Source organism: Ureibacillus sp. 179-F W5.1 NHS, assembly GCF_045369345.1.
GTDB lineage: Bacteria > Bacillota > Bacilli > Bacillales_A > Planococcaceae > Ureibacillus > Ureibacillus halotolerans.
The window spans coordinates 1-12,420 of the sequence record NZ_JBIQFG010000063.1 but is presented as its reverse complement, the minus strand read 5'-3'; the positions used below and the strand labels follow the sequence as shown (position 1 = coordinate 12,420).

Below are 12,420 nucleotides of genomic sequence, written 5' to 3'. Positions count from 1 at the left end.
GAGTCCAGTAAATTACCGAAAACATGCCAGCCAATTAGCTGCATAATAATAACTCTAACTTTAAGGGGTCACTACCGAATTGCGCCCAATTATGAAATAACTGTAAAACTAATAAAGTTTTTTAAAAGCTGCGTTTCCTTGCCCAAGCTCCTTGCATTTTACTTAGAAATACAATTTGCCCAATATGATATGCGTTATGCATTGCTAAACTCTTTAGTTCAAGCACTAATGAATAATCTTCTCCTGGGACCTGCCTATATAAATCTTCATGCTCTGATGTTGCTAGTATTTTTTCAAGTTCACGATGAACATAAAAGAATTCTTGTTTTGTTTCCTCCCAATTTTCTAATGTCTCAGTTGGTAATTGAAATGTAGATTCATTATTTTCTGCCTTTGGTTCATTCGCTGTTTCACCAAGGAATCGCATGAGATATCTCTTTTCATAGAAAAGCAAATGACAAACTAATTCCCAAATGGAATTCATTGCCCCATCAGCTGGTTTCCAAAGTGCTTGTTCAAAAGTGACATTCTCTAGCACTTTTTCAAGTGGTGGAAACCAGTCCTCTTTATCTAAGCAACTCGCCCATTGCTGTAACAAAAGTGTCCTTACATCCATTTTCTATTCCCCCTATTTCATCCCGAAAATCGATAATCCCTTTGCTAAAATCTTCAGTTTCGGTAAGTTAATCTGGCATTACTATAATTTCGAGATGAACAATCTGATTCCCTTCCTAGCTCCACAATTGCATACCTCCTTCTTCAAGGAAAGTGTCCGATAGTAAAGAACCTTATATTTGCTTATTAGCGTAAGCTGTCTCTAAGTGTAGTCCAAAAATCGCATTATACAGTTTATATTTATCTCCTCAACAAACTAGCACCTTAAATCGAGAAAAGCACTTTCCTTATCTGAAAAGCAACCGTTACTTGAAAGCTCGCCTAAACAACCTAACTTTATGTTACACACCCGTCACTTAGCAAGGAATTATGGCTATTCCATTTAGCAGTGGCTGCTATCCCCATACATAAAACTATTTAGGGCATACATCCAACCCATGCTTTGATATTGAGCATAAACTGGTTATATGTCTAATTTCAAAAAGGAGTGTATATTGATTTATGCAATATATAGAACAAATGCCTTTCTATGGCCAGAATCCAAGGGGTCTTGACAATTGTATTTTTCGTTTTACTTATATGTGGCTTAGAAACGGTGACAATTTCTGGTTCTTTCTGACAGCTGTTGGCCACGAAAGAGCTTATGGATACAGGTTTTTCGGTGGAAGATGGAATCAATATTCAATTGCTTTAAGAAGCATTGACGCCTTCCATTGTTCTCCTCCTACTCCAACTCCATATTAGAAACCTGCTCCATGATTTTTTTCTATCGTTTAGTTAAACTTTATAAACGCCGGGGCTTTCAAATTAAATATCATCTTTTTGAATTAACGCAGTAAACCTTAGATACCTGCGTGTTCACTTATACTATGTATAATACATTAATCATTTTGGTTAGCGTTTTTATACTGAAATTAATTCAAATGCCAAAATAAATTTAATTTTAATTCTTCAAAATTTCAATTGCATTATAAAAATATGTTTTTACTTTCCTCAACAATCTGGCCCAATTGTTGAAAATAATATTTTAGAAAAAAGCCACTCCAAAAATATTGGAGTGGTATGTTTAATTGAATAGTTACTTCCTTATGAACACGTAATTACTTTTTTAGGTTGGTATTATTTATATTTGTCTGTTCCGGACCAACCCTTTCTAAAACAATTAACAAATACTTTAAGCATCATCAGATACAGAGCCATTTCCCTATCTTTTCACTTTTTCCACTTCATTATCAATAAATACTTCAATATCTACCCCTATATTATTTGCGAATTGTATAATCTTTTTATTCAAATGAATACCAGGAGTTTGAGCATCAATAAACTCAAAATAGATTCGTATAAAAACGCCTAAAGAATAACGCTCTTTATAATGTTTCCTTATTTTTTATACAAAAAATTAAACACCTTTTTTGTAAAATCTTCATAGGAAGAGAAGTATTTATTTCGCTGGTTATACCATTTGCGAACAGTCTCTACTAACCAAAAAGGGACAGGATTCCCGTCTATTAAATGATAGTACTGTTCATATCCTTTTTTTAAATGTTCCCACCGGAAATCATTACCGGGCAATATATATTCCGACACATCGAGTATTTTAGCTCTCCCGTTTTGTAGTAATATATTTTTTAAATGGATATCCCGAGGGTTCAGTCCTTTTGAGCGCACATATTCCCGCGCTTCCTCCACATCATTTACAACTTGTTCTGGAATGTGAATACCTTGTAGAACACAGTCAAAGAGGGTTATTCCTTCCTCGTAGCTTATAACAAGGAATTCTTCATATGCAGCAAAACATTTAGGAAAGAAAGGGGAATCCCCTAATTTTTCATAAACTTTTGCTTCCACTTTTACTTTTTCTTTTTTGTCCTTAGCATATAATTTTAATGCAAAAGCTGGGGCGTTTACTGATTGAAAAACAGCCGCATCTGTACCCATTCCAATACACTTCAAATCATCTGCTTCACCAATAATTGTTACAGGCTCATTATTTGGATTTGATAAAACCGTAATCTTGGAAAGAGAGTCTATCGCCTTTTCCCAACTATTTTGCATATAACCTCTCCCTTCATGAACGTTTGAAATTGCATCCATTATACCCTTTCTCGCTCAATGAACCTGCATCATACGTTCCATACCTTCAACATAGGAGTCTAATTAAACAAAAAACCTTTCAATATGTTATTCTTTTTTATTATTGTTTATTAATGAACTCCATATGATTTATTGGCCAAAATTTAATATCTGCAGTTCCTAACACTTTTTCCATTGAAACAAATCCAAGGTGAGGGTCTCTACTATCAATGCTTTTTCTTCTATTGTCTCCAAGAACAAACAAGTAACCTTCTGGAACGACTTTTTCCCCTAAATATTTTTCTATTGTAAAGTCTTCAGTAAGCGTTCCATGATCTTTCAACGCTGCCTTATACTGTTCTAAATAAGGTTCATCATATTTTTGCCCATTTATATACAGAACATCGTCTTCATAAGTGATTTGATCACCTGGAAAGCCGATAATTCGTTTAATATAATTTTTTTCTTCTGTTACCTTAAATACAATGACATCAAATCGTTCATACGCTGTTAATCTCGGTCCAATCTTATTCACAATCACTCGATCGCCATCTTCAAAAGTTGGCATCATCGAAGCACCTTCTACTTTCTTAGGAGTAAAAAGGAAAAATCGAATTCCCCAAACACATATAAAGGCAATCAATGTTGCTTTAACCCATTCCAATGATTCATTTCTTTCAGTCCCTTTCCCCATCTTTCATACCCCCTTGTTCTTTTTTCAAACTAACTGTTTCCAATGAACATCTTTCTCATCTTTTTCATTTGGCTTTCTGACAAATTCAATACATCTTTCTTCACAGGCACCAAATTCAATAAAGTTTTTCTGCGCTTGTCTTAAAGATGGAATATTTGCGCCTCCTTCAATTCGGATCATCATATTGAATCCCATCATCTTCCCAATAACAAATACGGCAAATATCGTATGTACCAGGAGGTTGTTCATCTAATGTTTTATATCCACAACATGGACATGTATATTTCACCTAATCACCTCTAGTATTCTCTATGCATTTTAAGAACTTCAACAAAAGAGGCGTTCATCCCTTTTAGATAAACACCTTTGTTTAAACAAAATATGAAATTAATGGACTGGAAATTTCTAAAATTTTATGCTTATCTTTATTTTCATACCTAACTTGTTTAACGAACTTTTTGTATCATCCATTGCCTTATATTGTAAAAGTATGTAAGATAGATACATTAATTATCCAACTATAAGGAGGCAGATGATGAGCTCAACTTATATTCTCTACAATATTGTTCCTTTAGGATTTTTATTTTTACTTATGTATATTTTTATTGATATATTGCTTGATTACTTTAGAAAATCAAAAAGCAGTAATGTAAGAAGAATTCTCATATATAGTTTTCTGTTTTATTGCATCAGTTTGATCCAAATAAAATTCGGAGGTATTACCATTCCACCTCAAAATCCAAATGACATACACAGTTCCTTTCTTTCATCGAATGACTGGTTTGGTATTTATGATACGATGCATATCAATATTTCCATTTGGAGTTCGATCCTCCTCTTCATTCCTCTTGGCATTTATTTAACGGTTCTTATCCATTCGAACAATTTAAAGAAATTAGGTTTCATGATTGTTATAAGTTGCTTAGGAATAGACATTTCTCGTCTTTTATTTGAGTGGTTTGGTTTAGTGATGAGTCACTATAATATGATGGAAATCATTTATCTTTTATGTAATATAGCTGGAGGAATACTCGGATTCATCTTAGTAAATTTTGCACGAAAAGCTATACTTTCCGATAATGTGAGTGAGGCAGAAGTATAAATAATACCGTGGCCCTAAAATTGGGTCCCTTATTTCATAATGGATGCAATGATAAAAACGAATAAAACGACAAGGATGAGAATTCCTGTACCTTTCCAGTTTAAATCAGCAAAACTCCCTGCTCCGGCTTTTTTAAAGGCATTATTCATATTACCAGTAGGATTTCTTTTTCGTTCTTCTTTTCTAAGTCTTTCCCTTGTTTGCTCCGGAGTTTCTTTACCCATCTTTGTACCCCCCAACAATGAATTGAATCCATGAATAAAAAAAGGCTTCAACCTTACTCAGATCAAAGCACTTTATTTTAATCGTAATCGTCCAATCTTTAAATCAAACTTCCTCTATAATCGAATTTCCTTTACTGTCTTCCGCATCGAACCATTCCCATTTTTCATGTAATCGTATTCTGCCATCTTCTAAAATTTCAGGGGTGGAAACGCATTTTCCTCCTCTTATTTCTTTTTTCGTATTGACGTGGTTGTACTTAAACTTTAAAGAACCATCTTCATTTACAATGCCTATTAGGAAACCTTTTATAATTTCTCCGCCGCCATATGTTGCTGAAATAATATTCCCCTCTTGTTTGTAATGAAAGGTCGTTTTTGAAGAGACTTCCCCATTTGCCGTATTTTCAGTTGAAATAAACGTTCGATCATTATAATGAATCATGCTTTACCCCCTATTGAAAACCTTTTCGTACTTTATTACATATTCAATAAAATATACTTATCTCCTTCTGTAATAGCTTAAAAAAGCATTTATCCATTTAGATAAATGCTTGTAAATAATTTGTTAGGCTACACTGTCCATGTAATAAGCAGTCCTGCATGGGCTAAGCCGCCGCCAAAACCATATAATAATAGTTTTTGTCCATTTTTAATTTTCCCTTCACGTACTGCCATATCTAAAGATAATGGAATGGTAGCTGATGAAGTATTACCATAATCCACTAAGCTATATAATGTTTGTTCGATTGGGAAACTACTTTTCTCACAAATGGATTCGATCATTCTTAAATTGGCACTATGGGGAACAAACCAATCGACCTCTTCCAACTCCATATTCACATTTCCCATAACAGATTGCATTCCTTTTGGAACAGTTTTTACCGCCCATTTATAAACTTCTCTACCATTTTGAACAATGCAACCATTGCCTATTATGTCTTCTCCATTCATGCTATTCGATAGATTTGTACTATATAAATGTTTTCCTCCTTCGCCCTCCGACCCGAGATGAGTGGAGATGAAGCTAGGATTTTGTTCATCGTACTCTACTAGAACTGCACCGGCTCCGTCTCCAAAAAGAATACAAGTTGTTCTATCTGTATAATCCGTTATTTTCGAAAGTGTTTCAGCCCCAACAACTAAAACCTTTTTGTTTAAACCTGATGTAACTAAACCATTCGCCACATATAACCCGTAAGTAAATCCGGCACAAGCAACGTTTAAATCCATTGCCCCCGTATTTTTAATACCAAGTTTTGCTTGTAGCATCGAACTAACACTTGGGGTTTTGTAATCAGGCGTTAATGTACAGACGATTATCAAATCCACATCATCTACCGTTTTGTCATAACGTTCCATTAAATTTCGAACAGCTTTATAACTAATATCGCTTGTAAATTCATCTTTCCTCGTAATTCTCCGTTCCTTTATACCTGTCCGTTGAACGATCCATTCGTCATTTGTTTCGACCATTTTTTCTAAATCATAATTTGTCAGCCTTTTTTCAGGGACATAAGAACCTATCGCTGTAATGCGTGCTTTACTTTTCGTCATCATATTCACCTCATTTAGTTTTTACAATCATTTTACTAGTTACTATTATGACCTAGTACTAAATTTAGTGCAAAAAATTCCTCTTCCGTTTTTCATTTGTTTTATAAAAAAAGCGTATTTGATAAAAATATCAAATACACTTCTTCACCCTTTTACAGAGAAAATACGCTTTATTGGAGAATCGTTAGAAAAATAAATGCTCCACCACCAAATACGAAAAGTAACGCTATACTTAGTATCCACCCTAAATAACTATTAAAATTTAATAAACCAATAAACGTAGTTACATAAACTATTAATCTCTTAAAACTAGATGTTTCTACTTTGACCATTTTCAATTCTTCTTTCAACTCTGAATAACCTAATGGAATCAAACATAGACCTAAAAAAACAAGTATAATACCTATCATTAATGGTGACATATTTGTACACTTCCTAAAGCAGCTTGTTGTCTTCATTATAGGTGATTATTCTACTAATCATCTATATTTATCTTAGAGAAATCGTTAAACATTTTTCCAGCATGCACAGATGTACTAAAAAAAGAAACTGTAGGCAATCACGATTTTCATCATTTTTACCTACAGTCTTTTACGTTTATATTATTTAAGTTTCATTGCATCCTTCATAATTTGTGGTAAGTCGGTATTATCGTGGAACCCTACAAATTTATCGGATTTTGGACCGAATGCAAAGACAGGAACTTGGGCTGCAGTATGACCATATCTTGTCCAACCAATACCTGCACGTTCACTGATAACTTTATTGATCGCTGATTTCGCATCTTCTGCTTGTTGAACAGTAGCAACTTCTGCATCTGTTAATTCAATACCAGTATATTGTAATACCACTTCTTTTACATTTGAACGGTCTGCGTTTAATTGACTCGCCATAAATTCACCCGTAGCTGTTACATTTTTAAGAACGTCAGCTGTTGTATTTGATGATGAAGAAGAGCCTACTGAAATACCACCTGTTTCATGGTCTCCAGCCACTACGACTAAAGTATTGCCATCTTCTTTTGCAAATTCAATTGCCTCTTGAACTGCTTCTTCAAAAGCTTTTGTTTCATGCATAGCATAAGCTGCATCATTGGATTCGCCAGCCCAGTCAATTTGACTTCCTTCTACCATTAAGAAGAAACCATCTTTATCTTGGTTTAAAGTATCAATTGCCTTTTCTGTCATTTCAGCTAAGCTTGGTTCTTCCGTATCAACACGGTCAAATTCAGGCGCAAGGGCTTCACCTGCGAATAAACCAAGTAATTTTTCTCCCTTTTCTACATTTACCTTTTTAACTTGTTGTAACTGTTCACGGGTTTCAACAAATTCAAACCCTTTTTCTTGTGCTTCATCGATTAAGTTTAGTTCAGTTTGTTTACCACCTTTTGATGTTGGTAAGAAGTTATTTTTACCTCCACCTAAGATGACATCCACACCGCTTTCTTGAATGTATTGGCGAGCGATTTCAGTTTCGTTGCTACGGTGTTCTACATGGGATGCAAAACTAGCAGGAGTTGCATGGGTAATCGTAGAAGTGGCAACTAAACCTGAAGATTTACCTGCTTCTTCCGATGCTTCAAGAATTGTTTTTACTTTATTTCCTTCTGGATCAAAACCAATGACACCATTGTTTGTTTTAATACCTGCAGACATCGCTGTACCTGCAGCAGCTGAATCTGTAATATCCGCATTGGCTGAAAAAGTCGTGTACATTCCTTTAATGTGGGTATCCCATACAGCTTCCTCCCCTTTGAAAATACGGTAATTGGCAGCGTGATTTGCACCGAATCCGTCTGGAATCATATAAATAACATTTTCCACAGCTTTATTTCCATTTTGTTTCCCTTGGGAAGCATCTTTTTTTGCAGCATCGGCAGTACTTAAACCTACTCCTGATAGAACAAGTCCTGTACTTAACGCAATTAGACCAACTTTTTTAAACATGAAAACCTCTCCTTAAAAAATATGATTTATATTACGTTAGTAGATTACGTGTTCTGTATTAATTGGGAATGAATCGGTTGTAAATGTTCAATGACAAAATTTTAGTCAAAATACCTATGGAAAATTTTTAAAATAATTTAATTTTAATTCTATCATCCTACTTAGATGATATTTTCGATGAATCTATTGGAAACTTCCAAGAAATTATCAATGTTTCTATTTACAAAGTTTACAATAGAAACTTATTAGAAAGAGGGTTTTTCAATTATTCTTTAACTCTTACTTCCCTTTTGGAAGGATGTAGGCTAAATAGGCACAAAATGATCGAGACTACTAACATGATGAAAACACCTATAATGACAACAAACTGAATTGATAGTACTTGTGCCATCACCCCCATCACGCTTGTCATCAGAATGATCATCAACGCTTGTATTAAATTATAAATACTTCCGATTCTCCCCATTATTTCAACCGGTATATTCGTTTGATAAAACGTTAGAAATCCAGTATTTGCAAAGGCATTAAAAAAAGCGAGGAAAAAGAAGCCAACTGCAGCTACTGAAAAGGAATTTGAAAAAGCATAAATCACATAACCAATTGATACAAGCAGAGGGCCCATACCGATTAATACAGATAGTTGAACCTTTTTTACAATTAATGCGTTCACCATCGCTCCAATCATAATCCCTGCCCCTGCAATTGAAACTAAAAATCCGTACTGTCCGTCGGATAGCAATAACACTTCTTTTGCAAACGCTGCCTCAAGGGAATCGACAGCGCTGGCCATAATCATCATGACGGAACTAAATAAAATATAAATAGTCATTATGTAGCGAAATTGACGACTGAAATCGATAACAACGGACCAATCCTTTTTCATTGTCTCTAGCGTGATCATGTTATCAGTTGAAGTGTTTATACTATCCTTTTCTAAGTGTGGCATAAATAATGTAATAATCCCTGATAGAAATAATGCGATGGCATTAATATAAATCGCTAATGTTGGAGTTCCGACTAAAAATAAGAATCCTGCAATAGCGGGACCAATTAAGAAGGCACCCGATGTTACTAAACTATGAAGAGAATTAAATTGCTTTCGTTTTTCGGGTGAAATTAATTTTGTAATGTATGTCATGGATGTTGGGCCAAATATGGAACTCGCCATATTTAGAAGAAAAACGAACATGTATAGGAGCGTAATTGACGAAAAGAACGGTAATAAAGCAATTAGTAACGCTCTGAATACATCTAAGAAAACCATTAATTTTCTTTTATTCAATCGATCAATCATACTTCCTGCCCAGAAATTTGTACATAAAGTAGCGAAAGGTTTGATGATATACAATATGGAGACAGCAAGTGGAGAATCTGTCATATTTAGAACGATTAAATTTAGAGAAAGAAAATAAATCCAATCTCCAATGTTTGAAACACCAATACTAAATAATAAGATAGACGGATATTTCCAAGATTCCATTTTCTTTAAGTTCATTTCTTTATCCCCCTTTTTATAATTAAAAATAAAAAAATCCCGTTCCCAAGACTCTACAATGTAAAGTCTTGGGGACGAGATTTTTAATCGCGGTGCCACCCCAGTTTATTAATATGTCGCCATATTAACCTTATTAGGTACATGTTTTATACCCTAGCTCGATAACGGGAGCTCCCGCCATATCTACCTTTAAATTACGATATGATACTCAGAGGCTTGCTTCAATAAATCTTTCTTACTCCATTCTCACCATTCAGGAGCTCTCTGAAAAGAAATCATTTATCTACTCTTCTCTTCATCGCTTTTTCATTATTAGTCCTATACTACAAGGATTCATACGCTATGTAAACCGTATTTTTATTCACCACTACATCATGACATTATTTCAAATTTTTAGAAATCTAAGGATAAGCTAAAACAAACTGTATAATAGTAATCGGACTATTTCGATAGTTTTATAAACGCCCAAGGAGGACATATGATGAAAAAGATTTCATACATTCTATTTTTATTAATGATTGCTTTACTAACTGCTTGTTCGGACGATAAGCAAGATACGAAAGCTAGTGAAGAGACGAAAGAAGAAGGCCTTAATGTAGACAAAGGTCTATTAAACGTTGAAGTAACGTTACCTGCTTCTATGTTTGAGGGAGAAGAAGATATTGATACGGTGATTGCAGATGCTGAAGCTGATGGTATCGATAAGGTGACAAAAAATGATGACGGTTCCGTTACTCTTAAAATGTCAAAATCGAAACATAAAGAATTGATGAACGAAATAGAAACATCGATTAAAGAGTCTATCGAAGAAATGAAAACAAGTGGAGACTATGCATCTATTAAAGATATTGCCCATAACGATAAGTTTACGGACTTTACTGTAGTAGTAGATAAAGCAGCTTATGAAAATAGTATGGATGGATTTGTAGCGCTTGGCCTAGGTATCTCTGGTGCGATGTACCAACTTTATGATGGAGCAAATCCAGATGATTATAAAGTAACCGTTTCGGTAAAAGATGAAGCCACTGATGAAGTGCTTGATGAAATGGTATATCCAGATGACTTAGAAGATATAGAAACGGAATAAGCAATTAGCATTCACACTTTAAACAGCGGAATAACTATTTCCGCTGTTTTTTATCATTCGCACACAAATATTTCTTAATGTTCAAAATAATGGTAAAATCATTTGTAATCATTTATATAAGGAGAGATTCTTTTTGACAACTACTACAAATGGTAAGTCAATTATGAAAGAGATAACAATTAATGTCCCTCTGAACTTCGTTTGGTATGCTTGGACAATCTCCGAAAGAGTTTCCGAATGGTTTGCACCAGAGAGCATAGTAGAGCCGGAAGAAGGCGGTGCGTACGAACTTTATTTCATACCAGGAAATAGAACGGGTATGAATACGAAAGGTTGTAAAATTATTAAACTCATTAATGAACAAGAGCTTCAATGCACTTGGAAAGGTCCCGATCAATTCGACACATTAATGAACAACGAAAACGACTTAACAACTGTTAAAGTAAATTTTACACCTATCAATGAAAATTCAACAAAGGTCGTTATTTTGCATACTGGATTTAAAGATCGTGATGGCTGGATTGAGGCTATTAATTGGCATGAAATGGCTTGGTCAGGTGTGTTAGAAAGCTTAAAATCAGCTCTTGAAAAAGGCGAAGGTCAATTATGTTGCCAACCTTTAAAATAAAACAACGCTGAAAACTATTAAAATAGGATGCAGCGTTGTTTGATTAAATAAGAAAAGAGTGATGGATTGACACTCTCAAATTTAGATTGTCTTGCGTGTATTTTTTCATGGCAAATCGTGGGATTGGTTGAGCCTATACCCGTTCGAGTTTTTTATATGGCTTCGAAGGATATTCAACTCGGATGGCATCTCCCGGTTTTACTTCACCGCTTTCCAAAACAATACCCATGATTCCTGCTTTTCGTATGAGATTTCCATTAGCATCTTTTTCTACGACTGCTTTTAACAATCCCGGTTTAAAGTCATCGATTTGACCACATGGATTACGTAATCCTGTCACTTGTACAATGGCCTTCTCCCCTATGTATAGCTTTGTGTCAGTAGGTAGTTCAAGGAGATTGATGCCAACGGTCGTAATATTTTCACCCATTTGCCCTGGTTCAACCGTAAAATCGTCTTTTAACTCTTCAAACAACTCGTTTTGAATTAAATGGACTTGTCTTAAATTTGGTTGGTTAGGATTTTGGGCAACTCTCGAGCGATGTTTTACCGTAGAACCGAAGTGGGCATCCCCCTCCACACCTAAGCCTTTTACCAACTGGATACGCTCTTGATTATCTTTACTAAAGGTATGCTTACTACTTAAACTGACCGCTATAACAGTTCCTAACATTAAATTTTCTTCCTGCACCATTGCCTCTCTCCTTCCCTCTGTTTATTATTCAAAAAATCTCTCATTATTCCTTCTTCAATCGGACTTTAACTTCATCTATTTTATAGAAGAAATGAATTCTATTTTAAAATTTTCGTAATATAAATAAATAAGAGAACAAAAAAGGAGGATTAAAATGAATGCATTGCTAACAGTTATTCCCCTTTTCCTTATACGGTATGGTTTACTAAGTCTAATAAATAAGCAGGGGCTTCGCACTGACCTAAAAAAATGAGACAAATAAAAACACCTTTCGTTGAAAAACGGGTATTAAACCTATAAATCCAACG

At 34.6% G+C, this 12,420-nt stretch carries 14 protein-coding genes, 1 pseudogene and 1 other annotated feature; of the genes and pseudogenes, 3 read left to right on the top strand and 12 right to left on the bottom strand.

Annotated elements, in window-relative coordinates; translation table 11 throughout:
• Positions 1–121: 121 nt before the first annotated feature.
• The 5 genes and pseudogenes from ACH0B5_RS17015 to ACH0B5_RS16995 all read right to left on the bottom strand — a co-directional run bounded on the left by ACH0B5_RS17015 (position 122) and on the right by ACH0B5_RS16995 (position 3,671).
• Complete coding sequence (locus ACH0B5_RS17015) at positions 122–616, bottom strand: DinB family protein (protein ID WP_122973200.1); 495 nt, start codon at positions 614–616, stop codon at positions 122–124.
• 1,203 nt (positions 617–1,819) lie between these two features.
• Positions 1,820–1,999 (bottom strand): DUF4279 domain-containing protein, encoded by a 180-nt coding sequence (locus ACH0B5_RS17010; RefSeq protein WP_122973198.1) that lies wholly within the window; start codon positions 1,997–1,999, stop codon positions 1,820–1,822.
• Positions 1,996–2,670, bottom strand: coding sequence for a serine/threonine protein kinase (locus ACH0B5_RS17005; protein ID WP_122973206.1), 675 nt, complete (start codon positions 2,668–2,670; stop codon positions 1,996–1,998). The genes ACH0B5_RS17010 and ACH0B5_RS17005 overlap by 4 nt, the downstream gene beginning before the upstream one ends.
• Positions 2,671–2,809: 139 nt before the next feature.
• Complete coding sequence (gene lepB / locus ACH0B5_RS17000; RefSeq protein WP_122973197.1) at positions 2,810–3,382, bottom strand: signal peptidase I; 573 nt, start codon at positions 3,380–3,382, stop codon at positions 2,810–2,812.
• Positions 3,383–3,406: 24 nt separating this feature from the next.
• Positions 3,407–3,671 (bottom strand): annotated as a pseudogene (locus tag ACH0B5_RS16995) (CPCC family cysteine-rich protein).
• Positions 3,672–3,917: 246 nt separating this feature from the next.
• Here ACH0B5_RS16995 and ACH0B5_RS16990 point away from each other — a divergent pair.
• Positions 3,918–4,484, top strand: a complete 567-nt coding sequence (locus ACH0B5_RS16990; RefSeq protein ID WP_241559369.1) for a hypothetical protein — start codon at positions 3,918–3,920, stop codon at positions 4,482–4,484.
• Positions 4,485–4,513: 29 nt separating this feature from the next.
• On the opposite strand, the gene ACH0B5_RS16985 is transcribed toward ACH0B5_RS16990, so the two are convergent.
• From ACH0B5_RS16985 to ACH0B5_RS16960, 6 genes are all read right to left on the bottom strand, one after another.
• Positions 4,514–4,708: a DUF6366 family protein gene (locus ACH0B5_RS16985; RefSeq protein WP_122973195.1), complete on the bottom strand. Its 195-nt coding sequence runs from the start codon at positions 4,706–4,708 to the stop codon at positions 4,514–4,516.
• 103 nt (positions 4,709–4,811) lie between these two features.
• Positions 4,812–5,150, bottom strand: a complete 339-nt coding sequence (locus tag ACH0B5_RS16980; RefSeq protein WP_174232705.1) for an avidin-fold protein — start codon at positions 5,148–5,150, stop codon at positions 4,812–4,814.
• Between the two features lie 128 nt (positions 5,151–5,278).
• Entirely contained in the window at positions 5,279–6,262 is a 984-nt protein-coding gene (locus ACH0B5_RS16975; RefSeq protein ID WP_174232704.1) for a ketoacyl-ACP synthase III, read from the bottom strand.
• A gap of 170 nt (positions 6,263–6,432) precedes the next feature.
• A complete protein-coding gene (locus ACH0B5_RS16970) occupies positions 6,433–6,684 on the bottom strand; it encodes a hypothetical protein (RefSeq protein WP_122973193.1) in 252 nt (83 codons plus the stop codon).
• Between the two features lie 180 nt (positions 6,685–6,864).
• A complete protein-coding gene (locus ACH0B5_RS16965; protein WP_122973192.1) occupies positions 6,865–8,208 on the bottom strand; it encodes an alkaline phosphatase in 1,344 nt (447 codons plus the stop codon).
• A 265-nt stretch (positions 8,209–8,473) separates the two neighbouring features.
• Positions 8,474–9,703, bottom strand: a complete 1,230-nt coding sequence (locus tag ACH0B5_RS16960; RefSeq protein ID WP_122973191.1) for an MFS transporter — start codon at positions 9,701–9,703, stop codon at positions 8,474–8,476.
• A gap of 67 nt (positions 9,704–9,770) precedes the next feature.
• Positions 9,771–10,011 (bottom strand) — a binding site (T-box leader).
• Between the two features lie 173 nt (positions 10,012–10,184).
• Between ACH0B5_RS16960 and ACH0B5_RS16955 the strand changes: the two genes are divergently transcribed.
• Both ACH0B5_RS16955 and ACH0B5_RS16950 read left to right on the top strand, forming a co-directional pair.
• Positions 10,185–10,790, top strand: coding sequence for a membrane lipoprotein lipid attachment site-containing protein (locus ACH0B5_RS16955; RefSeq protein WP_122973190.1), 606 nt, complete (start codon positions 10,185–10,187; stop codon positions 10,788–10,790).
• A gap of 133 nt (positions 10,791–10,923) precedes the next feature.
• Complete coding sequence (locus ACH0B5_RS16950) at positions 10,924–11,418, top strand: SRPBCC family protein (RefSeq protein WP_241559368.1); 495 nt, start codon at positions 10,924–10,926, stop codon at positions 11,416–11,418.
• 133 nt (positions 11,419–11,551) lie between these two features.
• On the opposite strand, the gene ACH0B5_RS16945 is transcribed toward ACH0B5_RS16950, so the two are convergent.
• Positions 11,552–12,112 carry an MOSC domain-containing protein gene (locus tag ACH0B5_RS16945; RefSeq protein WP_241559367.1) on the bottom strand — a complete coding sequence of 187 codons (561 nt, stop codon included), beginning with the start codon at positions 12,110–12,112 and terminating at the stop codon, positions 11,552–11,554.
• Positions 12,113–12,420: the final 308 nt, after the last annotated feature.

What these genes read in the sequence shown, in the direction of transcription:
- ACH0B5_RS17015 (WP_122973200.1), bottom strand. Translation starts at nt 616, where the DNA reads ATGGATGTAAGGACACTTTTGTTACAGCAATGGGCGAGTTGCTTAGAT.
- ACH0B5_RS17005 (WP_122973206.1), bottom strand. Translation starts at nt 2,670, where the DNA reads ATGCAAAATAGTTGGGAAAAGGCGATAGACTCTCTTTCCAAGATTACG.
- lepB (WP_122973197.1), bottom strand. Translation starts at nt 3,382, where the DNA reads ATGGGGAAAGGGACTGAAAGAAATGAATCATTGGAATGGGTTAAAGCA.
- ACH0B5_RS16990 (WP_241559369.1), top strand. Translation starts at nt 3,918, where the DNA reads ATGAGCTCAACTTATATTCTCTACAATATTGTTCCTTTAGGATTTTTA.
- ACH0B5_RS16985 (WP_122973195.1), bottom strand. Translation starts at nt 4,708, where the DNA reads ATGGGTAAAGAAACTCCGGAGCAAACAAGGGAAAGACTTAGAAAAGAA.
- ACH0B5_RS16980 (WP_174232705.1), bottom strand. Translation starts at nt 5,150, where the DNA reads ATGATTCATTATAATGATCGAACGTTTATTTCAACTGAAAATACGGCA.
- ACH0B5_RS16975 (WP_174232704.1), bottom strand. Translation starts at nt 6,262, where the DNA reads ATGACGAAAAGTAAAGCACGCATTACAGCGATAGGTTCTTATGTCCCT.
- ACH0B5_RS16970 (WP_122973193.1), bottom strand. Translation starts at nt 6,684, where the DNA reads ATGTCACCATTAATGATAGGTATTATACTTGTTTTTTTAGGTCTATGT.
- ACH0B5_RS16965 (WP_122973192.1), bottom strand. Translation starts at nt 8,208, where the DNA reads ATGTTTAAAAAAGTTGGTCTAATTGCGTTAAGTACAGGACTTGTTCTA.
- ACH0B5_RS16960 (WP_122973191.1), bottom strand. Translation starts at nt 9,703, where the DNA reads ATGAACTTAAAGAAAATGGAATCTTGGAAATATCCGTCTATCTTATTA.
- ACH0B5_RS16955 (WP_122973190.1), top strand. Translation starts at nt 10,185, where the DNA reads ATGAAAAAGATTTCATACATTCTATTTTTATTAATGATTGCTTTACTA.
- ACH0B5_RS16945 (WP_241559367.1), bottom strand. Translation starts at nt 12,112, where the DNA reads ATGGTGCAGGAAGAAAATTTAATGTTAGGAACTGTTATAGCGGTCAGT.